Origin of the sequence: Francisella opportunistica, assembly GCF_003347135.1 — a bacterium.
In the GTDB taxonomy this organism is placed as follows: domain Bacteria; phylum Pseudomonadota; class Gammaproteobacteria; order Francisellales; family Francisellaceae; genus Francisella; species Francisella opportunistica.
In genome coordinates this window covers 866267-891193 of the sequence record NZ_CP022377.1, presented here as the reverse complement: position 1 = coordinate 891193, position 24927 = coordinate 866267, and the positions used below count along the sequence as shown (strand labels likewise).

The window sequence follows — 24927 nt, the reverse complement described above, 5'->3', positions numbered from 1 at the left end:
TTAAACAAAAAAATTAGGAAAACTTATGATATTAACCACAGCAGACACTCTTGGTAAAAGAGAAATTATAGAATATAAAGGTTTAGTCACTGGAATAATTGTTAGAACTCCAACCATAACTCAAGGAATTTTAGGAGGACTTAAAAATATTATTGGCGGTAAAAATATTTCTTATACAAATGTTTGTAAAGAAGCTAGATTACATGCTGAGCAAGAAATGATAAATCAAGCCAAAGAACTAGGTGCTAATGCAATAGTTGCTATCCGCTATGACTCAAGCAGTCTTGGGGGTAATACTAGTGGCACCGAAGTTTTTTGCTATGGTACTGCTGTGGTTGTTAGATAATCATTTAAACATTAAAATTTATAAAATATAAAATATAATTCTTAGTGTCTATTTCTAATTGTTTTTATGCTCTAAATATTCTATGATGAATTTCTAGACTTTTTTCAAAGGCAACTTAATTGTTTGTTAATCTTTAGCTTTTGGTTTTCTAACACTTTTATTCGCTTGAATTTTTACTCTAATTTTTTTAGCAAAATCTTTATTATGATTAGCAGGCTTTTTATTATTAGCTTTATTTGCTCTTTTAGCTGCAATAATTTTTACTTCATCTATTTTATTAGCTTTGGTTTTTCGAGTCATGCTAGTTATAGGTACATTATGTTGAACTTCAAAGCCTTCAAGCTCTTCACGAGGTAACAAATGTCCTATTAGATGTTCGATATTTGATAATGATGTTACCTCATCAGCACTAACTAGAGAAATTGCTAAACCATCTTGTCCTGCTCTAGCTGTCCTACCTATTCTATGGACATAATCTTCAGCGACATTTGGTAAGTCAAGATTTATCACGCATGGTAGTTGAACAATATCAATTCCACGAGCTGCTATATCTGTAGCAACTAGGACATTTATTTGTTTAGCTTTAAAATCTGCTAAGGCTTTGGTACGCGCAGTTTGGCTTTTGTTACCATGAATAGCACTACTGCTAATACCAGCATTATTTAACTTTTCTGAAATTTTATTTGCGCCATTTTTAGTACGCGAGAAAACTAGTACTTGATGCAAGTTTTGTTGCCTAATCAGCGCAATCAAAGCATTTATTTTGTTAGATTTATCTAAAGTATAGATTTTTTGGATTATTTTTTTCACAGCAGTATTTACAGCATCTACCGAGATAAATTGCGGATCATTAAGAAATTCATTAGCTAAATTTTTTATCTCTGGTGAAAATGTTGCCGAAAACATTAGTGTTTGGATTTTTTTAGGTAAAAGATTATGAATCTTTTTTAAATCATTAATAAAACCCATATCTAGCATTTTATCTGCTTCATCAAGAACTAAAGTATTTAAGCTATCAAACCTAATTGCATTTTGACTATATAAATCAAGTAATCTACCTGGAGTGGCTATTAATATTTCCACACCTTTACGTAACTTCATCATTTGAGGATTGATACTTACACCGCCAAATACTACTGTATAACGAATATGCGTATTTTCAGCATATAAACTGACTTGCTCTTGGATTTGCGCAGCCAACTCTCTTGTTGGAGTTAAAACTAAAACTTTAATTTTATTTGCTTGTGCTTTTGGCTGATCTAAAAGATTTTGAATAATTGGTAGCGTAAAAGCTGCGGTTTTTCCCGTCCCTGTTTGCGCTGATGCCATAACATCACTACCCTGCAAAATAGTAGGTATAGCTTTTGTTTGGATTGCTGTTGGGCTTGTGTAACCTTTTTTAACTAAAGCACTACATATTGAAGGATTTAAACCTAAATCTGAAAATTGCATGAATATTTTGTTTCCTGTATTTATAAACCTAGCTATATTAACACTAATAACTGGCATTTACTCTATAAAGATGATTTATTAAATAATATAATACAGCGTAGCAACTTAGTTACAGCGCGATTTTAATAATGAAAGATAAATACTGCTCTAAATTAGGTAAAAGTGTCCAGCAACATCTTATCAAACTAGGTCTAGAGCAACCCAGAGAATTTAAGCTTGATAATGATACCAAAATAGCCACAATAGCCAAAGCATATCGACAAATCTTAGACGCTCTTGGCTTACAAACACATGAATTTGCAAAAACTCCTTTTAGAGTGGCAAGAATGTTTTCTCAAGAAATATTTAATGGTCTTGATTATGCTAATTTTCCTGCCTGTGCTTTATATGAGAATCAGTTTAATTATAGTGGGGTTCTAACTCAGAAAAATATAACTATTATGTCATTTTGTGAGCATCATTTTGTACCATTTGAAGGCACTGCTGAAGTTTCTTTTATTCCTAAAGATAATACTATTATTGGGCTGTGTCGTATTAATAGCATTTGTGATTTCTTTGCCAGACGCCCGCAAATTCAAGAGCGAATGACCGCACAAATATTTGAGACTTTAAAATTTATTTTAGCGACAGAGGATGTGAGTATAAAGATTAAGGCTAAGCACGCTTGTGTTTCATTCAGAGGAGTCAATAATCAAGATTCTCAAACATATACACAAATGGTTGGTGGTTTTTTTGCTAAATAGAAATGATGTTAAAATGAGTAGTTTATTAGATATTGGATGTTTGTTTTTGATCGCCTTGATTATTGCTTGTATATTTTCAAAAGGCTATTTGAGGCATTTTATTGTAGCGCTAACGATTATTTATTATCTTATAGGTAATGGTGTCTTAGGAACCATTTTAGCACTACCGCTTAAATCAGAACCCACCGATGTCAAAGCTTGTGCAAACACCAAAGGAATTATTCTCTTAGGAGCTGGTATAAATCAAGCTTTTGGTAAATTAGAACCAGCTTTGAGTGCCTATGATCGGATACTTAAGGTTGCAGAATTATATAACCAATACCCACAACAAATTATTATAAGCGGTGGAACTCCTTGTGGTGAAAAATTATCAGAAGCTGAAATTTATGCTACAGTGTTATATAAATTAGGTATACCAAAATCAAAAATCATCCTCGAGAAAAAATCTAAAAACACTTATCAGAATGCCGAGTTTATTAAGAAAATCTTAGCAGATGATAAAGATACTTACTGTTTAGTTACCGGAGGAATCCATTATAAAAGAGCAAAAATTATTTTTGATAAATTTGCTATAAATACGATTAGCATAGCATCATCAAAGTTTGTCCCAAATATAAAAATACTTCCAAATGCTTATAACTTCTATATAACGCAAATTATAATTCATGAGTATTTAGGAATTATAAGAATTTATCTATCATCAATTTAATTAACAAATTACTAGTAGTAGGGTCACAACTGATTACCCTTGTTACGAGAATTTTATACAAAATAGTTGTTATAAGATTCAACAAAGAGATATAATATTAAAAATTATTTAACTAATGTTAAAGAAAAATTATGTTTTTTAAAGATATCTTTTTTAAAATTACAATTATTTTTAGTATGGCAATCGCTTTTTTATTTATATTTTTAGATACTTCTAGTGCCAATGAAAAAAATAATCTTCAGCCTATTTTAGAAATTGTCTCATTTGAAACTGCTAAAAATATTACTGCTCAAGAAGTATTTCAAGCATCAAATAAAGTAACACAAGATTTACAAGCATCAACCGGCTTTATAAAAAGAACTTTAACTCAAAATACAAATAATCCTAATCAATGGGTTGATATTATTGAATGGCAATCTATCAAAGACGCTCGCTCATCTATGAAAAAAGCTGTAGAAGACAAAGATGTACAAACATTTCTTAAGTTGATGAAAAATGGCTCAAGAATATATCAAACAAAATCGGAGTATTTAAGTATTAAATCTCAAACTAAATACAGCTAACTACATATAAAAATGTCATGCTGAATTTATTTCAGCATCTCACTATAAGTATTGATTTTATTGGATCCTGAAACTAGTTCAGGATTGTAAGTTAAATTCTTAGTATAATGTGTTTACCAAGGAGTTAAATCAAGACTATTTTAATAGTTTTGATTATAACCCAAGCGACCGGTTCAGGATAGATTTAAACAATCGTTGTCATCAAGGTACTTGGGTTATCTCCTTAATACGTTTGTATAGTTGCTTGGTTTTAACGACCGCTTACAATCGCAAATATTTGTAAACATACTAAGGAGATATTTAAAATGTATCATAATTTCATCGGTATTGATATATCAAAGAATGATTTTGTAGTAGCAATTCATGGTAAGAAAAAGACTTTTAAATACCTTAATAACTTAACTGGCTTTGATGAACTTTTATCAGATCATCCTATACTCAAGGATAAATCTTTTGTAGTTGTTGAAACTACCGGAGGCTATGAAAAAGCTTTACTTGAATATTTAATAACTAAAAATATAGTTGTTCACAGAGCTAATACTAGAATAGTTAAACATTTTATTCGCTCTACAGGTCAATTAGGTAAATCAGATAATATTGATGCTTTTGGACTAGCTAAGTATGGGTATGAAAGACACCGTGACCTAGAATTTTATCAACCTAATGATGATAAAATGCAAAAGCTTATAAAATATATTCTTAGAAAACAAGATATTAAAAAACAGTTAACAGCTGAAAAAAATAGATATCAAGCACCAGACCAAAAATATACAAAAGATTCTCACCAAAGAATGATAGAGTTCTATAAACAAGAAATTATGATTATAGAAAGCCTTATAAATGAGTTAGTCGATGATTGCCAATACTTAGCAAAAGCTAGAGATCTATTAGTTAAAGAGGTTACTGGTCTAGGAAATGCTACAGCCACATCTTTACTTGCTTTGATGCCTGAGTTAGGAAACTTAAACCGTAAACAAGTGGCTTCTTTAGCAGGAGTAGCTCCATATCCGTATGAAAGTGGCAAGAAAGTTGGCTATAGAAAGACTTACGGCGGTAGAGCTGATTTAAAACCTATATTATTTATGTCAGCATTAACTGCTGCTAGAAGTAAAGGTAAACTTGGAATATTTTATAGAGACCTTGTTGAAAAGGGTAAAAAGAAGATGGTAGCCCTTGTAGCTGTTATGAGAAAAATTATAGTCATTGCTAATGCTAAAATTAGAGATCTAAAAAGAGATTTGAAGATTTTATAAATAAATTAGCAACATAGTTGATGACAGAATGTACTACTTTTATGCCTAGTAGACTATAATTTCCAAATCAAATACCAATCAAGTTTAGTGACTAAATCAATAAATTTATAGTATCTACTAAGATACTAATTCATAAAAATTAATAGTTGTTGTAGCTATTATGATATTAAGAAGTTATTTGCTATAATCATGACAAAATCAATCTTTTAGAGTAATTTATGAAATACACTAAATTAGGTAAGACTAATATTGATATTAGTAGAATATGCCTTGGTACTATGACTTGGGGTAAACAAAATACTCAAGCTGAAGGTTTTGAACAAATGGATTATGCTCTTGCCCAAGGAGTTAATTTCTGGGATACTGCCGAGATGTATGCTATCCCTCCTACTGCTAAAACATATGGTAAAACTGAAGAAATAATTGGTAATTGGTTTAAAGCAAGACAAAAGCGTAACGAAGTTATTTTAGCAACTAAATTTTCTCCAATGCCATGGTCTAGAAATGAGAAAAATCCTATAACTAATAAAGCTAATATTATTGATGCTGTCAATAATAGCCTAAAGCGTTTACAAACTGATTATATTGATCTCTACCAATTCCATTGGCCGACAAATAGACCTCATTATCATTTTGATAATTGGTGGGATTTTGAGCCTCTAGTTGGTCAGCAAAATAAACAACTTATAGTTGATAATATCCATGAGATTCTCGTTACATGTGGTGAGCTAGTTAATGCAGGCAAAATCAAACATATAGGTTTATCAAATGACTCCGCTTGGGGTATCAATCAATTTGTTAAACTTGCAGAAAAATATAATCTACCGCGCATTGAGAGTATTCAACATGAGTACAATCTCAATCGCCGTAGAGATGAGACAGATATAATGGAAACTTGCGCTTTAGAAGAAATCTCTTATTTAGCATGGTCACCACTTGAACAAGGGATCATAACAGGTAAATATCTTAATGGTGCTCGCCCTGCTGGAACAAGAATGTCTGCTGAGGTTCTCAATGGTCAAGAAGATCGCTATGCTTTTAGATTTGCTACTAATGAGGATGCCGTTACAGAATATATTAATGTTGCTAAAAAACATAATCTTGATATTTGCCAGATGGCTATAGCTTTCACAGTTAGAAAGGCATATATGAGCTGTAGTATAATTGGCGCTACAACTATGAAGCAATTAAAAACAAATATCGCTGCTATCGACTTAGAGTTATCTGATGAGGTTTTAGCAGATATTGAAAAAATCAGAAGAAAATATCCAGTTCCTTTCTAGAAAGCTAATAAATTTCTTTAAGTTTGAGGAAGATTATAGATAAAACATACTAAAATCAAAAATTCGATTAAGTACTTCAACTACATCAATAACTACTTATCAAAATGTTTTTCAATAAGGTTCTATACATCAAGGTTTCGATGATATAACTTGAATATATATAAAAAAGGCTATTGAATTAATATCTTATTGTCATTATCACGCAGGTGGGAATCTCTTAAATAGTATAGAGATCTCCGTGTCAAGCACGAAGATGACCGTGTTTTTTAGGTTTGAACAAATATTAAATCAACAGTCTTTATAAGTCTATTCAAATCATCACTCTACTAATTATTATTTTGTATTAAATGATAAGCTTTTTTGGAGTAATCAACTTCTGTAAAATTTATTACAAGCATTAGCTTTATTTTTCTGACTTATTGTTAGAAACTGGCAATAGTTAATTTTTATTTAACTCTATAATTTTTAATATAAAGAAAATTTAAATTATTTTTTATAAATTAATTAAAATTTAAATTATATAGCAGAAGTTATGATAATATGCAAAATGCATTACTACTATAAAAAGGAGTAGCAACAATGGTAAGAAGGATTATCACTTCAACTAACCAACAAGGCAAGTCTTATATTATGGAAGATTCCACAGTTTCAAATGTACAAATTCCACTTGCAAATATAGACTCAAACCTCAAATTTCATAATCTGTGGGTTACTAATGAAATGCCTGTAAAAATTAACCTTCAGCGTGAAGAAGATCCCACTAAAGATGTTTATGTATCAACCTCACCTCAGAAAAATGGATCTATGTTTAGAATAGTAGATTATCCACCAGAACATAAACTGATTGATACAGTTCGTAACTTTTCTAAAGAAGAACTTGAAAAATTTGAAAAGCAGGTAGGAGTTAAACTTGATTATGAAGCAAACCATCCTTTTATGCATTCAACAAAATCCATAGATTTTGGCATAGTATTATCAGGTGAGATCTATCTCATTCTAGATGAAGAAGAAGTTTTTTTAAAAGCAGGAGATGTTGTTATTCAACGTGGAACAAACCATTCTTGGGCTAATAGATCAGATAATATTTGCCAAATGGCCTATGTTCTTCTAGATGCTGAATTAATCTCAAATAAACATTAACTTGTGAGATTCACAGATCATTGTTAAACATGAAACTCTTGGTTTATTTATAAATGATTGTATATCGCTTCAATATCTTTATCATCAGCAATACACTCTTTCTTGGCTAAAAAAGAAAGTACAGTGATTGGCTTATTAAGTTGTGATGCTGAATATATCTTGTGATGACCATCTACAATGTAATGTGTTAAACACCAATGTTGAGGGTAATTGGTATTTTCGTCATAGTCTGCTGGCTCTTTAATGTCTAGAACAGACAAGCATAAAGCTGTTGGCTTGTTACCGTTAGAAATAATTGATTTATACTTCTTTATTGTTTCTTCTTCTAGCCAATTTACTGGAAATGTAGGAATTATAAACTCAAAAAGCTTTGAGGTATTCGTCATTTCTTTAGTTAAACTTCGATAATATTTAACTTTTGGATAATGTGGTAGGCCCCAAAATCTATCTAACCCCCATACTTCAACTTGTTCATTTGAGAAGTAATCAGATTCCTTCCCTAACTCAATAAACTTTGGATTAACTTCTATTAGGGACACTTCATAATCACCACTAGGTAAGATTAGTGAAACATCTGAAATAAACTCATTATCTAAGTGCATTAGACCTTTTTGAAAGGCTTTGCTTATATTTTTAGGAGATACTCCTTGATTGCTACCATTTGCACCAACTAACCTTTCAAAGAAAAATTGGCATGTCCCGCATATGTTTCCTATATGAAAAGCCTTTTTCCCTTCTATACACAGATATCTGTCCCACTTCTCCCAACCACCTCCACCAGTTGTTTCAAATGAGATTATTGAATTTGATTTATTAATTGACCTAGAAGTTCTATCAATAACTTTACTCATCAAGCACTACCATGACTTATTTTCTCTTATTATATCAAGTTAAAAGTACGATTGATTCAAATTTAAACAATAGTTGGGGAATAGGTGTATTAACTTTCATGAGTGAAAAAGCAATAAGTTGTAATTCTGTAAATCTCACACATTAACCCTTTATCAGCTTATATCCATGAGACTTTGATAAATTACATTTTTTACTTTTATGAGCTATACAGCTAACTACATATAAAAATGCCATGCTGAATTTATTTCAGCATTTCACTATAAGTATTGATTTTATTGAGATCCTGAAACGAGTTCATGATGACAGAATGTACTACTTTTATGCCTAGTAGGTTATAAATTAGCTTATAGATTGTTTTTAGTTTTATTAGCTATTACTAACATTTTGAGTTTTTTATATAAAAATACAAAGAATATAATTAAAGATTTAAAAAATTCTTTAATGTTGCTAAGCCATATTCTGTTAAATAAGCTTCTGGATGATATTGAACGCCAAAAATCTTTGCGCTTTGATGAGCAAAAGCCATAATCTCATTATCACTAGTTAATGCCAAAGTCACCAAGGGATCTTTAATCTCATCAACAATTAGTGAGTGATAGCGTGTTACAGCAAATTTTAGTGGATGATTTTTATATAATATTGATAATTGTAACTGTTTAATTTGACAAAGTTTACCATGATAGATTTGTTTAGCTTTTATTATTTTTGAACCATAATATTGAGCAATAAGCTGATGACCTAAGCAGATTCCTAATAAAGGTAAATTATTTTGTTGACAATACTCGATAATTGGATATTTATCTTTTAGTTCATCTGGATGCCCTGGACCTGGTCCAATGATAATATGTTGAAATTGCTCAATATTCTTTATTTGTTGATCGGTTTTTATTACAGATACTTGATAGCCAAGATAAGTTATATAATCAACAATAGTGTTGCTAAATGAATCATAATGATCAATATATAAAACCATTTAAATCTCCAAATATGCAGGTATCAAGCCTCGGACACTATTGATAAGATATACTTTATCAGCAGTTTTCAAATCATCTAAAGTTAGGCTTTTTGCTTGAAGTTTAGCTTGTTGAATTAAAGATTTCCTCGCTACACCTGCCAAGACGCCATCATCTAATTGCGGAGTGTAGAGTTTATTATCTTTTTCGATAATGATATTATAAAATCTCGTTTCAGTAATATTATTTTTCTCATTTAAAAAAATAAGCTCGCAATTCTTGTCTTGATTAATATATTTTTTGTGCATTTTAGTATAAAAACCTCGTGTCGAGTTATGCGTGGTTTTATGTTGAAATAATTTATTAGCTGAATTTGTTTTCTCAGGGCAAACTACTAGCTTAATAAGCTGTTGCTTAGTGGTATCAATTTGAGTGTGTTCAATAGTTATAGATTTATCATAATGATATTCAACACGGATTTTATATTCTTTATCTCTAGCTAATTGTTGTGCATAGTGTTGTAATTGACTGCTAACCTTTTGGATATCAATATCAAAAAATAACTGCCTAGCTGAGTTCTCAAGACGCTCTAAATGCAGTTCTAAATCCCTAAATTGATTATGATAATAAAGGCTTTCAATTAAACAAAAATCTGGCTGATATATCTGACGAATAAAATTTATTTTTGTATTCATTTCTTGCCATTCTGATTGCAGATCTGAATATACTGTGATACCACCACCAACACCAATTTGTAAGCTATTTTGATATTTCTGTATGGTGCGAATAGCAACATTAAAACACATATCATTGTTCGGCAAGATATAGCCAATAGTTCCGGTATAAACTCCCCTTTTATCTTTTTCAATTCGTTTTATCAACTCAAGAGTTCTTTTTTTAGGTGCACCTGTGATTGAGCCACATGGGAACAGCCCATCTAAAATTTTTCTAAAAGATATCTGTTTATCAATTTTTGCAGCTATCTGTGAAGTCATTTGCAATAGAGTTTTGTATTTTTCTATTGAAAAAAGCTTATCCACCTTAACACTATGCGTTTTTGCTATAGCTGATAAATCATTGCGTAATAGATCTACAATTATTAGATTCTCTGCTCTATTTTTCTCACATAATGCTAATTGTTGATATATTTCTAAATCCTTTGAAACATCACCTGTTAATTTAGCGGTGCCTTTCATTGGTTTTACAATTAAATCATCAGCATTTTTCTTAAAGAAAAGTTCGGGTGAAATCGATATTATATCAGGGTTTAGAAATGGTAGATATGCTGCATATTTAACTGATTGTTGCTGTTTGAGCTTAGTGTAGAGTTCTTGACTACTAAATCTAGTAGTAGCTATAATATTTTTAGTTAAATTAATTTGATAACTTTCACCGTTAATAAGCGCTTGTTGGACCTCTGTAAAACTTTTTTGATAATCTGCAAAACTAAGACTATCTATCATTAAATCTATATTTTTATCTGAATGGGGATAACTTGGTATCTCATTACAAAAATTCTTAAAAGCAACGAAATGAAGTAACTTTTCAGTAGCAGCATTGCGTAAATGTCGAAGATTATCAGTAAGGTAATAGCTAGCTTCGTAGCTTATAAACCCGGCTAAAAATAATCCCTGTTGTTGAAATTTTTCTAACTCATAAAAAGCTAACTCTAGTGATTCTTTATCATTAGCTACAACCTCCGCAATAGGATTATAGAAATAATAATTTTGCTGTTTGGTCAAAGTATCTTCAAAGATTGCAAATTGTGGTAATTGATAACTACTCATGGTTAATCATTTCTTTTAATTTCTTTCTATCAGTTTTACCTGTTACTGTTAATGGAATTTTATCAATATAGACAATACCATCTAATTTTTTATATTCAGCTAAGTATTTACTTAGTTGGTTATTTATAAAATCTAAACAATACTGCTTTGGTGTGACTAGATATGCCCAAATTGTCTCTCCCCATATTTTATCGTGCTTAGAGGTGACAATACAGTCGTTGATACCAGCTATTTTTAAAATTGCAGTTTCTAACTCAAGCGGTGAGATATTTGAGCCACCTTTGATAATTATATCTTTACAACGACCATAAAAACTAAGCTCATAGCGTTGGCTATCAAAACTACCGATATCACCAGTTTCTAACCATGGTGTCTGGTTATTTAAAGGTAACATATTATTTTTGATAAAAATCTTACCGTAATTGACATTTGTAAACTTAGCTATTCTTACTTGGGTATCTGCAAAGATTTTAACTATGTTAGTAGTAGCACTAGCTGAGATATTTTGACCATAACCAAAAACTTCTGTCATACCTATACCATTTAATAATGGTAGGCCTAATTTCTCTTTTACAGCTGTTGCTAAACTTGGGTTTGCTACATCTCCAGCAACACTTAGATAGCGTAAATTATTTTTGTTACTAATATCTTGCTCTATTAGAAAATAATACATCGTTGGTAGCAATGCTAGAGCTGTTACATCAGCTTGATTAATAATTTTTGCCACTAATTTAGCTTCAAATTCACGCATAATCGTTATATCTAACCCCATAGCTAACGCTGGTAGAATTTGATAAGAAAAAGCAAAAGCATGGTTTATCGATAATGCTACCAGCAGATGATCATCTTGTTTGAGACCTAAATCAGTGACTCTATTTTTAGCGTATTTAATAATTTGCTCAATATTATGAAGATGTTTTTGATAAAATCCTGTCGTGCCTGAGCTTACATGTGCTGTCAGAGCTTTAGCATATATTGTAAAGTCTTCTGTTTGAGCAAGTTTATCAAAGAAATCTAACTCATTTTCGATATATAGTGTCTTAATTTGTAAATCACAAATTTTATCAGTTATAAATAAACTATCATCTTCTACTATTGCTGCTAACTCATTAGTTACTAATCTTGGATTGATCGGTACAAATAGATCTATATCAGCTATCCAACTAGCTATGTATAGGCTAACTGATAATGGTGAATTTTTGAGATTTGAATATATTTTTCTATATTGATAAGATTCTAAAACTCTTGCTAAGCGATATGAGCTTTGGAGAATTTCAGCATAGTTATATCTTCTATTCTCAAAGAAAATATAATTATTTTTACCATAATTTTTAATATTTGCTAAAAACTCACTAAGCTGTTTCATTTTTATAGCAATTAATTATCTAAGTATTTACTGATATAATATCTTAAATATAAAAATTTACCTGTAAATTTATCTACAAAATGAAACAATCTTTATTTTTAAGTGGTGTTGAGATATATGTAAGTTTAGGCTGCTCAGAACAAGAAAGAGCTTATAAACAAAAGATTACTCTCGATTTAGAGCTAGAATTTAATCAAGATTATATTGCTAGTAATAGTGATAATCTTGAAGAAACTATTTGTTACTATACTCTAAGAAATAATATCCAGCAATTTTGTGATGGTATTAGCTGTAATCTTATAGAATACTTAGCTAAACAAATTTATCTATTTATTGAAAAAAACTATAGTGATATAACTATCAAATACTTGAAAATTATCAAAAAGCCCCCAGTTTCACAGATATGTTCTGCTTCTTTTATTATTAGGAATTAATGTGCAATATATTATAGGAATTGGAACAAATATTGGTTTTGTACTTGAAAATATCCATCTAGCGATAGCTGCACTAGCCTCACAGCAAAATATAAGAATTATAAGAAAAGCAAGCTTATATAGTAGTAAGGCTGTTCTTAAGGAAGGCGCTCCCAAAGAATGGGATATTAGATTTTTAAATACCGCTGTGAAAATTAGCTCTTCACTAAAGCCTGAAGAGCTTTTAGTAGTTTTAAAAGATATAGAAACAAAAATAGGTAGAGATCTTGATGCTCCTATATGGTCACCTCGGGTAATTGATTTGGATATTCTCGCCGCTGAAGATTTAATTCTAGAAACAGATAAGCTTACAATTCCACATAAAGAGTTAATTAATCGGAATTTTGCTTTAGCGCCTTTATTAGAATTATCTAAAGGCTGGCATCATCCTAAATATGTCGAATGGGATCTTAATATAAGGTTAAAAGAACTGGGGGAGATAGTAAAACTTAAGCAAACTCTTGCAAATACAATGCGTATGGGTATTGTTAATCTGTCAAATCAATCTTTTTCAGATGGTGTTTTTGATGATGATCAGCGTAAATTAAAACTTGATGAGCTTATAAAAAATGGCGCTGAGATTATTGATATCGGTGCTGAATCAACTAAACCTGGTGCTAAACCTATAATGATTGGAGAAGAATTTGATAAATTAGATAAATTCTTAGAATATCTCAAATCACAACTTACAAATTTAACTTATAAACCATTAGTTAGCATTGATACACGCAAGCTAGCTGTAATGCACCAAATTCTCGCAAAGCATCATGATATTATCTGGATGATAAATGATGTTGAATGTAACGATATTGAGCAAAAAGCCCAATTAATTACTAAATACAATAAAAAATATGTTATAACTCATAATTTAGGTATCGCAGCTAGAGGTCAATACCTTGCCAAAGACAATGCTATAGATAGCGTTTGTGAATATATAGAGCAAAAGCAACTTGTACTTCTAAATCAAGGAGTGGCAAAAGAAAATATTTTCTTTGATGTTGGCTTTGGTTTTGGCAAAAAAGCAGATACAGCTAATTACTTATTAGAAAATATAGTTAAAATAAAACAAAGACTAGATCTAAAAGCATTGGTTGGTCACTCACGCAAACCATCCGTTTTAGGTTTAGCCAAAGATAGTAATCTAGCAACCTTAGATCGTGCTACAAGAGAACTTTCGCGAAAGTTAGAAAAATTAGATATTGAAATTATAAGAGTACATAAAATTTAATAGGAAATACAATGCCATATCATCCAAGTTTAGCAGCATTATTAGATACCCCTGAAATCAGAAAAATAAAAAACCTTGATTTAACTGAGCAGCGTGAATTTTTTACTAACCTTTCTGTCGAACAGATTAAGCGTTTACCACGCCCTGATATTATCGAAGAAGATATCAAACTAGAGAATAATACAATCTTAAGGCATTATCAACCTAAGAAAGCTAGTGATAAAGCGGTACTTTTTATCCACGGTGGAGGTTGGTGTTTAGGTTCGATAAATACTTATGATCATGTCTGTAGGTATCTATGCGATCAAGGTAATTTTAATATCTTCTCACTAGAGTATGGTTTAGCTCCTGAGCAGAAATATCCAGCAGCAGTTGAGCATGCTTTATATGCTTATGACTGGTTATATCAAAATACCAACAATTTTAATATAGCAGCTGAAAATATTTTTGTTATGGGCGATAGTGCTGGAGGCAATCTTGTAACTATAATCTGTCATGAACGCCAACAAAATATACCTAAAGCACAAATTTTGGTTTACCCTGCTGTTGATATGTATACTAAATATAATAGTAATAACAAATTTGATGAACACAAGTATCATCTAACTACGCAATGGTGTGAATTATTCCTCAAAGCCTATATAAGTGAGGATATTATGTCAGAACCTAAAAAACTTAGACAACCTACTGTATCTCCACTGTTCTATGAAAACACAAAACAGCCTGACACTTTAATTGTAGCAGCTACTCATGATATCTTAATAGATGGTATCTATGCTTATGAAGAAAAGCTAAAACAACAAGGAACTTTAGTTGAAACACATTATGATGATGAGATGTTCCATGGTTTTATGGGGATACTTGGTATTAGTCCGTTACCAAATCCTCAAATTGCTTTAGATAAGGTGATTGAATTTATTAATAAAAGATAACAATACTAGTAAGGTTATGACTCCAATTTTTAAAACAAATAAAAAGGCTGGTGAACGATCAGAACAACTTATTAAAAGATTTAACGAATTACCTGCTTTTGTAGTAACTGGTGGCGAGATAGTTTTTGTATCAGATGATTTTCTTGAAGTACATTTGAAATTTAATCTGACAGAGAATACTAAAAATTATCATGGTACCGGCTTTGGTGGTGCGATATATTCCTCACTAGATCCAATCTATCCATTACAATTGTGTAATATTCTTGGAGATGGTTATGTTGTCTGGGACTTATCAGCAAATATCGACTATCTTAAGCCAATTACAAAACATGTCTATGCAAGATTTCTATTATCGCAACAAACTATCACTAAGATAAAGCAAGATGTGATAACTAAAAACAAGTCTGTGATTAGCCTACCAGTTTGCTATGAAGATACTGATAATAATATTTATGCAAAAGCGAATAAAACGATATATATAGCTGATAGAGAATACTTTAATAATAAAAAGAAATAATTTTTACTAAATTTTTTTAAGAGCATTTATAATAGCCTGTTTGGTAACTTGCTTGAGTGAATCAATATCTTCTAATGTGCTATTAAGTGGAGGTAACCAATAGATTGTATTACCTAACGGTCTAAGCAATACTCCTAACTGTATAGCTTCTTTATAGACATCAAAGCCAAATCTATTTTTTGTGACATTCAAATCAGTGGCAATTATTCCACCAAGGTTACGAATATTCTTAAAAATATTAATTTGATTATTTATTTCTAAAAATGCTGCTAACATATACGATTCTAATGTTGTAACATTAGCTAAAATGTTTTGTTGTTCAAATACATCTAAAACGCTATTTGCTGCGACTACACCTAAGACATTACCACTATGAGTATGCGAATGTAAAAATGCCTCTGATACTTTATCGTTATAAAACATATCATAGTAGTTATTTTTTGTTAGAGTAACACTAAAAGGTATCACTCCAGATGTTATGCCTTTTGAAATACATAAAAAATCAGGATTAATATCTAAATAATCTAAGGCAAATAATTTACCCAATCGCCCTACTCCAGTCATTATCTCATCAAAAATAATGTAGATATCATTATCTCTGCACCAATTGCATAATTTGTTTAGATAATCTTTACTATACAATAACATACCACCTGCACCTTGACAGATGGGCTCAACTATTAGAGCATTTATAGACTCCTTATGCTGCTCAAGATATTTTTTTGATTTTATCCAATGATTCTCAGCGTTTAACCATAAAGGATCACTCTTGCCAGTAACATAAGGGATATTCTTTAGTTTTAAGCTATCAAATAATAACACCTTATATGGCTCAGAGTACAGTCCACAGTCACTAACACTCATAGTTGCCAAAGTTTCACCATGATAAGAGTTTTCAAGAGATGCAAAGTTTATTTTATCTGATTGTTTACGTAACTGTCTTAGATGTATAGTCATCTTTAGAGCAATTTCAACTGCAGATGAACCATCAGCAGCATATAAGGTTTTATCCATTGCTGTTAATTTGCATATTCTTTTGCTAAAACGCTCAACTTCATCATTAGTTGTATTAGCAAAGATAGTATGCTCAAATTTATCCAACTGTTGCTTTAAATTATCTATGATATATGGATGACGATGCCCTAATGATTTACACCACCAACTAGATATAGCATCAAAAATTTTGTGACCAGCTTGAGTATATAAATAATTACCTTCGGTTTTAACAATGTGCAATGGTGGAACTTTTTCAAAATCTTTCATTTGCGTGCATGGGTGCCAAATATTTGTACTATATTTCATTGTAAACCTATTTGCTAGTTTTAAGTTGACATAAATTGTATACAAGTTATAGAATACTTTACAACTACAAAATACACCTAAAAAATAAAAATGAGTTTACAACAAATCAAAGAAATTTATACTAGACCATTAACAGAACTAATTCTAAAAGCTTTAGAAACCCATAATAAAAATTTTGGTAATGATATAGAACTTTGTTCATTAAAGAGTATCAAAACTGGCGCATGTCCTGAAGATTGTAAATACTGCCCTCAAAGTGGTCATTATAATACTAATATTGAAAAGCATAAACTGCTTGATACTGAAACTATTATAGCTGAAGCAAGGCAAGCTAAAAATAGTGGTTCAAAAAGATTTTGTATGGGTGCAGCTTGGAAAAATATTCCTAAAAAAGATTTAGATAAAGTTGCTGAAATTATTACAGCGGTAAAAAAACTTGGTTTAGAAACATGTGTAACTTTAGGCAGTATCAATGCTGATGAAGCAACTAAACTAAAAAAGGCTGGGCTAGATTATTATAATCATAATCTAGATACTTCAAGAGAATTTTATCCCGAAATAATTACCACACGTAAATTTGATGAAAGAATTGAAACTATAAGAAATGTTGCCAATGCTGATATAAATGTCTGTTGTGGTGGCATCTTAGGTATGGGGGAATCTTTAGATGATAGATTTAATTTATTACTAGAGTTATTACAACTACCTTCACCACCAAAAAGTATTCCTATTAATACTCTAATACCTGTCAAAGGTACACCTTTAGGAGATAAGTACGCTCAGGCTCAGATCGATAGTTTTGAGCTAGTCAGATTTATCGCTACTACAAGGATACTCTTTCCACAAGCTCGCCTAAGGCTATCTGCTGGTAGAGAAAATATGTCTATGGAAACTCAAACACTTTGTTTCCTTGCTGGTATCAACTCAATATTTTATGGTAATAAGTTACTTACAGAAAATAATGCTACGGTTAACTCTGATAACTTTTTATTGGCTAAACTTGGCTTAGAATCTAATACTGAATTATGCTAAATTTACAAGATAAATATATCCAATATCAAAAAGATAATTTATTAAGAGAGTTAACTCCTTTTGTAAAAGATGACTCTATTATAGATTTTACGACTAGTGATTACCTTAACTTATCTACAGCTAATAATCTAAAGCAAGCAATAATGACTGGATTTGATAAATATGGTTTCGGTAGTAAAGGATCTAATATCGTCTGCGGCTATACCGATGAAACTCAACAATTTGAGCAAGAATTTGCAAAATTTGTTAACTATCCTAGGGCTATATTTTTTAGCTCAGGTTTTATGGCAAACTTAGCTATTTATGCAACTTTGTTTAGTAAATACGATACAATCTTTGCTGATAAGTATATCCATGCTTCTATCCTTGATGGTATCAAACTTTCACAAGCTAAACTCAGAAGATATAAGCATCAGCAATTAAATCAGCTAAAAGATATTTATGATGATAAAAGTTTTATAATTACAGAGGGGGTCTTTAGTACTTCTGGAACAATTACTCAATTAGATAAACTAACAAGAATTACTACTGATAAACTAATAGTTGATGAAGCACATAGTTTTGGTGTTTTGGGTAAAAATGGTAGAGGTGCTATTAATAAATATCAATTAAGTTATAAAAGCTGTCCTATTAGTGTTTTTCCCTTAGGTAAAGCATTTGGCGGAGTTGGTGCTGTAGTCTGTACTACACAGACAATTGCTGAGTATTTAATCCAGTTTGCTCGAAACTATATTTATACCACGGCACTACCACCACTAATCTTAAAAGCAGCGATTTTACAATTAGAAAATCTAGCTAACGCTGATATTAATAGAACTAAACTCTACGAGAATATCGAACTTTTTAATGACTTATGTGACGTAAAAAACCTTAAACTAGTATCTAAAGATTTCTCTGCTATTAGAAGCATATCTATAAATGATGCTAATTTAGCAATACAACTAAAAAATAAACTCTATGAAAAGAAAATAGTAGTATCCTGTTTTAGATACCCTACTGTTGCTAAAAATCAGGCAATATTAAGATTTTCACTTCACAGTAATAATACTTTTGAGCAGATAAAACAAGCTTTAGAAATTATCTCAAAAGAGGTTCATCATGAATATATATGATCAAGTTAAAAGTAACTTTTCAAAAGCTTATGGATACTCTAAAAATTCTACGGTCCAAAATCAGGTTCGCCAGTTACTTTTAGTACAAACAATTAATCACTCAAAGTTAGTTAATTATAACCATACTGATACAATTCTAAATTTGGGCGTGCGCGATTTTTCTGAACCATTAGAGTTAAGTAAAATTTTTTGCGCTAATAAAATTGATGTTTGTGATATCGTATTACCTAAAAACTCAGCTAATATCGATAACATAAATACTTTTAAGCTTAATTTTGATAAAGATTTGGAGCTGATTAGTGGTAATTATGACTTAGTCTTTTCAAATATGTCATTTCAATGGAGCCAAAATCTTGAACTACTAATTAAAAATATCTCAAACAAATTAAATAATCGTGCCATTCTTGCATTTAGTATTGTCCTTGATAATAACTTCCATCAAATAAAAGATATTTTAAGAATAAATAAAATGCACAATATCAATGATATTTTAGATTTTATCAAAAAGGCTAAGCTAAAATGTTTATATCAGCAAGATTTGTATTTAGATATTAATTTTAACAATTTTCGCGAGTTAGCCAAGCATTTAAAATCTACTGGTGTTAATACTTATATTGGTGACAAAAATAAGCAGAATTATAAAAGTATAAAAAAACTCTGCTTAAATCCAAGCCAGTTTAACCTTAGCTATCATGTCGGCATATTTATCTGTTTTAAGGAATAATTTATGAAAAAATTTTTTATTATTGGTACAGATACAGAAGTAGGAAAAACATACATTTCAACTAAGCTTATCAAAGCCTATGAATCACAAAATATCCAGTCACTTTGCTTGAAGCCTGTAGCATCTGGTAAAAGTCGCTTTTCAAATATTTGTGAAGATGTAGAAAACATCTTAAAAGCTTATAATAACAAATTCTCACCTCAAGAAATAAATCTAATATCGTTTGAACAAGCTGTTGCTCCTCACATAATCGCGGCAAAAACTGGTGTAGATATTTCTATCGCAAAGCTTAAGCAGTTTATCGAGGATAAATATAACTATAATCTAGATATTATTCTTATTGAAGGTGCTGGTGGGCTACTAACTCCATATTCAAATCAATTAACTCAACTTGATTTGATAAAGGCACTTCAAATACCAGTAATACTTGTATCAGCTATCAAAGTTGGTTGTATTAATCATATGCTACTGACAATTAATGAGCTTAATAGACACAATATTAAACTAGCTGCTTGGATAGCTAATTGTAGTAACCAAAACATTGAATTTATAGATGAACAAATAAAAACTATACAAGAATTATCAAATTATAAATGTAGTGTAAAAATAGCACAAAAAGCTGACTATTTAGATTTTATAGAATTAGCTAATATGCTGATATCTCCTGATGAAAATGATTGACTTCCTTGTTGATTTTCAATAATTATCTCTCCACGCTGAGATAAACCTAGATATTTGCAATTATCAAAATTTTTATCAGCTAACTTTAATGAAAACTGTTTATTTTTTAGATAATTGAATTTTTCAAACTCTTGTTTAAAATAACAAAAACCCTCTTGAATAAAGATAGTTAAATCCTTTCTGATAGCTTTTATTAGCTGTATAAGTAAATTAGTCCTATTAGCATGTTTTTGAGATTCTAGCTTTATTGAAGTCCATTTTTTAGAGATTTCTTGATTATATTGCATATTGACATTTATACCACAACCTATAAATAACTTAGCTCTATCATTTACCTCTGCTGAGATATTTATAATTACTCCAGCTATTTTTTTATCATTGATAAAAATATCATTTGGCCATTTTAATTTAGCATCTAAGTCAAGTCTTTTTAGTATTTTAGCTATGCTCATCGCAACAACCAAAGATAATCCATTTAGTTTTGATATATCTAGTTCAATCACTTCAAGCAAAGTGCAATAAATATTTTTACCAAATGGTGAAACCCATTTTCGGTTAAAACGCCCAAATCCATCTGTTTGAAATTCTGAGATAAAAATCTCATTATTACAAAAATTATTTTGGTGCTCAATAGCGTATTTTGATGTCGAATTTATAGAGTAAAAGTAATTTACATTTTCAAATACTTTAGTTAATTCATCTACTTTTATTAAATCTAGTTTTTCTTCTAGTAGATAGCCAACCTTCGGATTGGAATAAACATTTATTTGATAATTATCTTTAAGTGCTTTTATATTCTTTGAAACAGCCGCTCTAGATATGCCTAATTTTTGAGCAATACTCTCACCACTGACATATTTTTTATCATCCAAAAAAGTTAATATTTGGCTTTGAGTTTTATTCATCTGCAAGCTCTATTATTTTTTAAAACATTTTTAAATTACAACAAATTCACCTTTAAAATTTACTAAATTTATAATGATATAAACTAGAGCTGCCCCATAATCGGTACGTATATCACAACTTAACAATAGCTAATAGTTTTAAATATCAATATAATACATATTCAAAATTTATTCTATCTTAGATATTACAAAAAATATAAATAATCGCTAATAAATTGCTTCTTCATTGTAGTATCTTATTTTTGTTTATTACTAAAAAATAATTTACAACATATAATGTAATATGAAAGTAAAATCATTTTGGAGAAAAAATGAAGATAAAAGATGTTAAGAAAAATGTTTTTTCGATGCCACTAGTATCACCTACAGCAAATAGAATTGCATATAAATTTACAAATAGAGAATATTTTATAATTGATTACATTGCTGATATCGAAGTTCTAAAAAAATATGTTCCTGAACCGCTTAAGCCAACCGGTCTGGTGAAATTTGAATTTATGAAAATGCATGATGCTAATGGTTTTGGCAGCTTTAATGAAGCTGGACAACTTATCGAGGTTGAATATGAAATTCAAAAAGGCTTATATTCGCATATAATGTTGTTAGACAATTTACCATCTATTGCCGCAGGTCGTGAGATTTGGGGTTTTCCAAAAAAATATGCTCACCCTACTCTAACTGTAGATTCAGATACATTATTAGGTACAGTTAAATATAATAGTGTAGATGTCGCATTTGGTACTATGGGTTATAAGTATCAAGAGCTTGATAAACAAGCTATTAAAAAAGCTTTAGAAGAAACACCAAACTTCTTGCTTAAAACAATCCCTCATGTTAATGGTAAAGATGTCAGTATTTGTCAACTTGTCAAATATCATGTCAAAGATGTAACTGTCAAAGGTGCTTGGACTGGTCCTGTTGATTTACAAGTATTCAATCATGTTCAAGCTGCACTACATCATTTACCAGTTATAGAAATTGTCAAAGGCTCTCATTTTATCGCAGATGTGACACTTGGTTTTGGTGAAGTGGTATTTGATTATCTTAAATAAAATATTTCAAGGAGAATTTAAATGTCTGTAAAAAATAAAGTTACCTTAATCACAGGGGCTGCATCTGGTCTTGGTTTAGGAATGGCTACAGAGTTTGCAAATCAAGGTGCAAAAGTTGTAATTGCTGATTTAGACTTAGACAAATCACAAGCTGTGGCAAAAGATTTAGCAGCTAAATATGCGGTAGAAACCCTAGCTGTACAAATGGATGTCACAAATGAAGAGCAAGTAAAAGCTGGGGTAAATGAAACTGTCAAAAAATTTGGTCGTATTGATACAGTTATTAATAACGCAGGTATTCAGATAATCTCACCTATTGTTGATTTTAGTGTTGCAGCATGGAGAAAATTGTTTGATATCCATATGACTGGTACTTTATTAGTAACTCAATCAGCTATGAGACATATGATTGAACTAAAAACTGGTGGAAGAGTTATCATTGTTGGTTCTGTTCATTCAGTTTTAGCATCAAAAAATAAGGCGGCTTATGTTGCTGCAAAACATGCTCAATTAGGTTTTGTCCGAGCACTCGCTAAAGAAGGTGCAGAAAATAATATTTCATCAAACTTAATTTGCCCAGGTTTTGTATTAACTCCACTAGTAGAAAAACAAATTCCAGAACAAGCTAAAGAGCTAAATATTTCTGAAGAAGAAGTTGTAAAAAACGTTATGCTTGGTGGTACAGTTGATGGTGAGTTTACTACTGTCCAAGATATTGCAGATACAGCTATTTTCTTAGCTGGATTTAAGTCAAATGCATTGACAGGTCAAAAAATTATAGTCAGCCATGGCTGGGGAATGTAAACAAAAATAAACTATCTATGCTATATTAGTTCTCATATTAGCAATATCTTTTAAATTTATAATGTCTATTAGAAAAAAACTAGGCCAACTTATAATGATGGATTTTCGCTATTGGGATGAAGATTCGAATAATAAGCCTATCCCATTTATAAAAACAAATCAAACAATTAACAAAATTTTTAAAGATTATAATCTAAGTGGTTTTATTCTCTTCAGGGAAAATATCCAAAGTAACCAACAAACCATCTCTTTATTGAGGGAGCTACAAGCAAATGTCTCTACTCCATTATTTTTCGCTACTGACCAAGAAGGCGGTCGAGTGAATCGTCTTCAGCAAGGTACTAGTGGTTGTGGTAATATGGCGTTAGCAGCGACAAATAATCCTAATAATGCTTACACTATAGCTAAGCTAATTGGTGATGAGCTGTATTATTTAGGCATAAACACCAACTTTGCTCCGGTAATTGATGTTAATTCAAATAAAAACAATCCTATTATTGGCGTTAGGTCATACTCTGATAATCCAGAAGTAGTTACTGAATATGCGAAAAATGCTATAGCTGGCTATCGTGATGCTAAAATTATAGCTTGCGTCAAACATTTCCCCGGTCATGGTGATACCGCGATAGATAGTCATTTAGGTAATGTAATATTAGCTAAAAGCCTTAATGATTTAGAAACTACAGAATTATTACCTTTTAGAAAACTCGCTAATAACTATAGTATGGTTATGACTGCACATATTAGTGTGCCAGCCTTAGATGACACTCAGTACAAATCAATATCAACTGGCGAAAATATTTACGTGCCAGCTACACTATCTTATAAAATAATTACAGAGATTCTAAAACAACACATTGATTTTAAAGGATTAGTAGTTTCAGATGCTATGGATATGCATGCTATAGCTAAACATTTTGGAACTATTGAAGCTGCAAAATTAGCAATATTGGCTGGTGTAGATATTGTACTTATGCCAGTTCGGGTATGGTCAGAAAAAGATATTTATAAATTAGAAGATTTTTTCAGTAAGCTAGAAAAAGAGTATATTAGAAATGCCAAATTCGCTATAGCAGTTGATAAGGCTTATGACAATATTATCAGCTTTAAAAAACAACATAAACTTGATCAAAATTTGATATTTACATTATCTGAAAATGAGCAGCTTAAACTAGCTGATCAAATAGTTAACTCTTATGAGCATCAAAAAGTAGCTTTAGAGTTAGCTAAACAAAGTACAACTGTAGTTAGAAATTCAGGGATTATTCCATGTAAACTTAGTGAGCTACAAAATATCTTAATTATCGATACAGACAATCAACGTTTAGCAGACTTTTGTAATGAATTGCAAAAAGTAGTAATAAATAATAACTCAAACACTAATATTAGCTGCGAAAATATTAATAATGAAAATATTGAAAACAGCATTAAAAATGCTGATGTAATTTTACTAGTTTCAGCAAATCTACGTGAGTATAGCAACAAATTTAGCTATCTAACTTCTATAAAACCGAAGCAAACTATAAATATCGCAGCACTTGCTCCTTATGATATCAACTATATTGATAATATAAAAAATTATATTTGTATCTATGGTGCAACCTCTATGGATCAGACTAATTATACAAAGACATCACTAAAAATTAATATTCAAGCTGCATTAGAAAATATTTTTGGAGATAAAAAGATTATGGGAAAACTACCTGTAACTATCTAAA

Annotated in this window: 25 protein-coding genes; 18 read left to right on the top strand and 7 right to left on the bottom strand. The window is 30.5% G+C overall.

The window, feature by feature from the left end:
- Window positions 1-25 precede the first annotated feature (25 nt).
- On the top strand, window positions 26-346 hold the full coding sequence (locus CGC45_RS04395) for a YbjQ family protein (RefSeq protein ID WP_071629135.1): 321 nt from the start codon (window positions 26-28) through the stop codon (window positions 344-346).
- 126 nt (window positions 347-472) lie between these two features.
- On the opposite strand, the gene CGC45_RS04390 is transcribed toward CGC45_RS04395, so the two are convergent.
- On the bottom strand, window positions 473-1798 hold the full coding sequence (locus tag CGC45_RS04390; RefSeq protein WP_071629968.1) for a DEAD/DEAH box helicase: 1326 nt from the start codon (window positions 1796-1798) through the stop codon (window positions 473-475).
- A gap of 128 nt (window positions 1799-1926) precedes the next feature.
- Between CGC45_RS04390 and folE the strand changes: the two genes are divergently transcribed.
- The 6 genes from folE (at window position 1927) to CGC45_RS04360 (ending at window position 7489) form a co-directional block, all read left to right on the top strand.
- Window positions 1927-2541, top strand: coding sequence for a GTP cyclohydrolase I FolE (gene folE / locus CGC45_RS04385; protein ID WP_071629134.1), 615 nt, complete (start codon window positions 1927-1929; stop codon window positions 2539-2541).
- A 13-nt stretch (window positions 2542-2554) separates the two neighbouring features.
- Window positions 2555-3250 (top strand): YdcF family protein, encoded by a 696-nt coding sequence (locus CGC45_RS04380; protein ID WP_071629967.1) that lies wholly within the window; start codon window positions 2555-2557, stop codon window positions 3248-3250.
- A 131-nt stretch (window positions 3251-3381) separates the two neighbouring features.
- Window positions 3382-3813 (top strand): EbhA protein, encoded by a 432-nt coding sequence (locus CGC45_RS04375; protein WP_071629133.1) that lies wholly within the window; start codon window positions 3382-3384, stop codon window positions 3811-3813.
- A gap of 305 nt (window positions 3814-4118) precedes the next feature.
- The gene (locus tag CGC45_RS04370) at window positions 4119-5066 is read left to right on the top strand and encodes an IS110 family RNA-guided transposase (protein WP_114702063.1); all 948 of its coding nucleotides are present in this window, start codon (window positions 4119-4121) and stop codon (window positions 5064-5066) included.
- 218 nt (window positions 5067-5284) lie between these two features.
- The gene (locus tag CGC45_RS04365) at window positions 5285-6349 is read left to right on the top strand and encodes an aldo/keto reductase (protein ID WP_071629132.1); all 1065 of its coding nucleotides are present in this window, start codon (window positions 5285-5287) and stop codon (window positions 6347-6349) included.
- Between the two features lie 579 nt (window positions 6350-6928).
- On the top strand, window positions 6929-7489 hold the full coding sequence (locus tag CGC45_RS04360) for a cupin domain-containing protein (RefSeq protein ID WP_071629131.1): 561 nt from the start codon (window positions 6929-6931) through the stop codon (window positions 7487-7489).
- A 47-nt stretch (window positions 7490-7536) separates the two neighbouring features.
- Here CGC45_RS04360 and CGC45_RS04355 read toward each other — a convergent pair whose 3' ends face one another.
- From CGC45_RS04355 to CGC45_RS04340, 4 genes are all read right to left on the bottom strand, one after another.
- A complete protein-coding gene (locus tag CGC45_RS04355; protein ID WP_071629130.1) occupies window positions 7537-8340 on the bottom strand; it encodes a hypothetical protein in 804 nt (267 codons plus the stop codon).
- 419 nt (window positions 8341-8759) lie between these two features.
- Window positions 8760-9314 carry an anthranilate synthase component II gene (locus CGC45_RS04350; RefSeq protein WP_071629129.1) on the bottom strand — a complete coding sequence of 185 codons (555 nt, stop codon included), beginning with the start codon at window positions 9312-9314 and terminating at the stop codon, window positions 8760-8762.
- Window positions 9315-11081: a chorismate-binding protein gene (locus CGC45_RS04345; RefSeq protein WP_071629128.1), complete on the bottom strand. Its 1767-nt coding sequence runs from the start codon at window positions 11079-11081 to the stop codon at window positions 9315-9317.
- On the bottom strand, window positions 11074-12447 hold the full coding sequence (locus CGC45_RS04340) for a class I adenylate-forming enzyme family protein (RefSeq protein ID WP_071629127.1): 1374 nt from the start codon (window positions 12445-12447) through the stop codon (window positions 11074-11076). Before CGC45_RS04340 ends, CGC45_RS04345 begins: the two co-directional genes overlap by 8 nt.
- A gap of 80 nt (window positions 12448-12527) precedes the next feature.
- Here CGC45_RS04340 and CGC45_RS04335 point away from each other — a divergent pair, with 80 nt between their 5' ends.
- From CGC45_RS04335 to CGC45_RS04320, 4 genes are read left to right on the top strand one after another with little or no spacing between them, the layout of a single operon-like run.
- Window positions 12528-12881 carry a dihydroneopterin aldolase gene (locus CGC45_RS04335; protein WP_071629126.1) on the top strand — a complete coding sequence of 118 codons (354 nt, stop codon included), beginning with the start codon at window positions 12528-12530 and terminating at the stop codon, window positions 12879-12881.
- A 1-nt stretch (window position 12882) separates the two neighbouring features.
- Window positions 12883-14148, top strand: coding sequence for a 2-amino-4-hydroxy-6-hydroxymethyldihydropteridine diphosphokinase (gene folK / locus CGC45_RS04330; protein ID WP_071629125.1), 1266 nt, complete (start codon window positions 12883-12885; stop codon window positions 14146-14148).
- Window positions 14149-14159: 11 nt separating this feature from the next.
- Window positions 14160-15080 carry a pimeloyl-ACP methyl ester esterase BioJ gene (gene bioJ / locus CGC45_RS04325; protein WP_071629124.1) on the top strand — a complete coding sequence of 307 codons (921 nt, stop codon included), beginning with the start codon at window positions 14160-14162 and terminating at the stop codon, window positions 15078-15080.
- Between the two features lie 16 nt (window positions 15081-15096).
- Window positions 15097-15597 (top strand): PaaI family thioesterase, encoded by a 501-nt coding sequence (locus tag CGC45_RS04320; protein ID WP_071629966.1) that lies wholly within the window; start codon window positions 15097-15099, stop codon window positions 15595-15597.
- A 6-nt stretch (window positions 15598-15603) separates the two neighbouring features.
- Here CGC45_RS04320 and bioA read toward each other — a convergent pair whose 3' ends face one another.
- Window positions 15604-16899, bottom strand: coding sequence for an adenosylmethionine--8-amino-7-oxononanoate transaminase (bioA, locus tag CGC45_RS04315; RefSeq protein WP_071629123.1), 1296 nt, complete (start codon window positions 16897-16899; stop codon window positions 15604-15606).
- A 90-nt stretch (window positions 16900-16989) separates the two neighbouring features.
- Between bioA and bioB the strand changes: the two genes are divergently transcribed.
- Genes bioB through bioD form a run of 4 tightly spaced genes read left to right on the top strand, consistent with a single transcriptional unit; the run spans window position 16990 to window position 20448 of the window.
- Window positions 16990-17931 carry a biotin synthase BioB gene (bioB, locus tag CGC45_RS04310; protein ID WP_071629122.1) on the top strand — a complete coding sequence of 314 codons (942 nt, stop codon included), beginning with the start codon at window positions 16990-16992 and terminating at the stop codon, window positions 17929-17931.
- A complete protein-coding gene (locus CGC45_RS04305; RefSeq protein WP_071629121.1) occupies window positions 17925-19043 on the top strand; it encodes an aminotransferase class I/II-fold pyridoxal phosphate-dependent enzyme in 1119 nt (372 codons plus the stop codon). Before bioB ends, CGC45_RS04305 begins: the two co-directional genes overlap by 7 nt.
- Window positions 19030-19767 (top strand): methyltransferase domain-containing protein, encoded by a 738-nt coding sequence (locus tag CGC45_RS04300; RefSeq protein ID WP_071629120.1) that lies wholly within the window; start codon window positions 19030-19032, stop codon window positions 19765-19767. Before CGC45_RS04305 ends, CGC45_RS04300 begins: the two co-directional genes overlap by 14 nt.
- A gap of 3 nt (window positions 19768-19770) precedes the next feature.
- On the top strand, window positions 19771-20448 hold the full coding sequence (bioD, locus tag CGC45_RS04295) for a dethiobiotin synthase (RefSeq protein ID WP_071629119.1): 678 nt from the start codon (window positions 19771-19773) through the stop codon (window positions 20446-20448).
- Here bioD and CGC45_RS04290 read toward each other — a convergent pair.
- The gene (locus tag CGC45_RS04290) at window positions 20391-21353 is read right to left on the bottom strand and encodes a biotin--[acetyl-CoA-carboxylase] ligase (RefSeq protein WP_071629118.1); all 963 of its coding nucleotides are present in this window, start codon (window positions 21351-21353) and stop codon (window positions 20391-20393) included. The two genes, bioD and CGC45_RS04290, sit on opposite strands and share 58 nt — an antisense overlap.
- Before the next feature lie 311 nt (window positions 21354-21664).
- On the opposite strand from CGC45_RS04290, the gene CGC45_RS04285 reads away from it, so the two are divergent.
- From CGC45_RS04285 to CGC45_RS04275, 3 genes are all read left to right on the top strand, one after another.
- Entirely contained in the window at window positions 21665-22405 is a 741-nt protein-coding gene (locus CGC45_RS04285) for an acetoacetate decarboxylase (RefSeq protein ID WP_071629117.1), read from the top strand.
- Window positions 22406-22426: 21 nt separating this feature from the next.
- Window positions 22427-23209 carry a 3-hydroxybutyrate dehydrogenase gene (locus CGC45_RS04280; RefSeq protein WP_071629116.1) on the top strand — a complete coding sequence of 261 codons (783 nt, stop codon included), beginning with the start codon at window positions 22427-22429 and terminating at the stop codon, window positions 23207-23209.
- Window positions 23210-23270: 61 nt separating this feature from the next.
- Complete coding sequence (locus tag CGC45_RS04275) at window positions 23271-24926, top strand: glycoside hydrolase family 3 protein (RefSeq protein WP_071629115.1); 1656 nt, start codon at window positions 23271-23273, stop codon at window positions 24924-24926.
- Window position 24927: the final 1 nt, after the last annotated feature.

Excerpts from the sequence above, each read along its gene's own strand:
- CGC45_RS04395 (WP_071629135.1), top strand. The coding sequence starts at position 26 with ATGATATTAACCACAGCAGACACTCTTGGTAAAAGAGAAATTATAGAA.
- CGC45_RS04390 (WP_071629968.1), bottom strand. The coding sequence starts at position 1,798 with ATGCAATTTTCAGATTTAGGTTTAAATCCTTCAATATGTAGTGCTTTA.
- folE (WP_071629134.1), top strand. The coding sequence starts at position 1,927 with ATGAAAGATAAATACTGCTCTAAATTAGGTAAAAGTGTCCAGCAACAT.
- CGC45_RS04380 (WP_071629967.1), top strand. The coding sequence starts at position 2,555 with ATGAGTAGTTTATTAGATATTGGATGTTTGTTTTTGATCGCCTTGATT.
- CGC45_RS04375 (WP_071629133.1), top strand. The coding sequence starts at position 3,382 with ATGTTTTTTAAAGATATCTTTTTTAAAATTACAATTATTTTTAGTATG.
- CGC45_RS04370 (WP_114702063.1), top strand. The coding sequence starts at position 4,119 with ATGTATCATAATTTCATCGGTATTGATATATCAAAGAATGATTTTGTA.
- CGC45_RS04365 (WP_071629132.1), top strand. The coding sequence starts at position 5,285 with ATGAAATACACTAAATTAGGTAAGACTAATATTGATATTAGTAGAATA.
- CGC45_RS04360 (WP_071629131.1), top strand. The coding sequence starts at position 6,929 with ATGGTAAGAAGGATTATCACTTCAACTAACCAACAAGGCAAGTCTTAT.
- CGC45_RS04355 (WP_071629130.1), bottom strand. The coding sequence starts at position 8,340 with ATGAGTAAAGTTATTGATAGAACTTCTAGGTCAATTAATAAATCAAAT.
- CGC45_RS04350 (WP_071629129.1), bottom strand. The coding sequence starts at position 9,314 with ATGGTTTTATATATTGATCATTATGATTCATTTAGCAACACTATTGTT.
- CGC45_RS04345 (WP_071629128.1), bottom strand. The coding sequence starts at position 11,081 with ATGAGTAGTTATCAATTACCACAATTTGCAATCTTTGAAGATACTTTG.
- CGC45_RS04340 (WP_071629127.1), bottom strand. The coding sequence starts at position 12,447 with ATGAAACAGCTTAGTGAGTTTTTAGCAAATATTAAAAATTATGGTAAA.
- CGC45_RS04335 (WP_071629126.1), top strand. The coding sequence starts at position 12,528 with ATGAAACAATCTTTATTTTTAAGTGGTGTTGAGATATATGTAAGTTTA.
- bioJ (WP_071629124.1), top strand. The coding sequence starts at position 14,160 with ATGCCATATCATCCAAGTTTAGCAGCATTATTAGATACCCCTGAAATC.
- CGC45_RS04320 (WP_071629966.1), top strand. The coding sequence starts at position 15,097 with ATGACTCCAATTTTTAAAACAAATAAAAAGGCTGGTGAACGATCAGAA.
- bioA (WP_071629123.1), bottom strand. The coding sequence starts at position 16,899 with ATGAAATATAGTACAAATATTTGGCACCCATGCACGCAAATGAAAGAT.
- bioB (WP_071629122.1), top strand. The coding sequence starts at position 16,990 with ATGAGTTTACAACAAATCAAAGAAATTTATACTAGACCATTAACAGAA.
- CGC45_RS04305 (WP_071629121.1), top strand. The coding sequence starts at position 17,925 with ATGCTAAATTTACAAGATAAATATATCCAATATCAAAAAGATAATTTA.
- CGC45_RS04300 (WP_071629120.1), top strand. The coding sequence starts at position 19,030 with ATGAATATATATGATCAAGTTAAAAGTAACTTTTCAAAAGCTTATGGA.
- bioD (WP_071629119.1), top strand. The coding sequence starts at position 19,771 with ATGAAAAAATTTTTTATTATTGGTACAGATACAGAAGTAGGAAAAACA.
- CGC45_RS04290 (WP_071629118.1), bottom strand. The coding sequence starts at position 21,353 with ATGAATAAAACTCAAAGCCAAATATTAACTTTTTTGGATGATAAAAAA.
- CGC45_RS04285 (WP_071629117.1), top strand. The coding sequence starts at position 21,665 with ATGAAGATAAAAGATGTTAAGAAAAATGTTTTTTCGATGCCACTAGTA.
- CGC45_RS04280 (WP_071629116.1), top strand. The coding sequence starts at position 22,427 with ATGTCTGTAAAAAATAAAGTTACCTTAATCACAGGGGCTGCATCTGGT.
- CGC45_RS04275 (WP_071629115.1), top strand. The coding sequence starts at position 23,271 with ATGTCTATTAGAAAAAAACTAGGCCAACTTATAATGATGGATTTTCGC.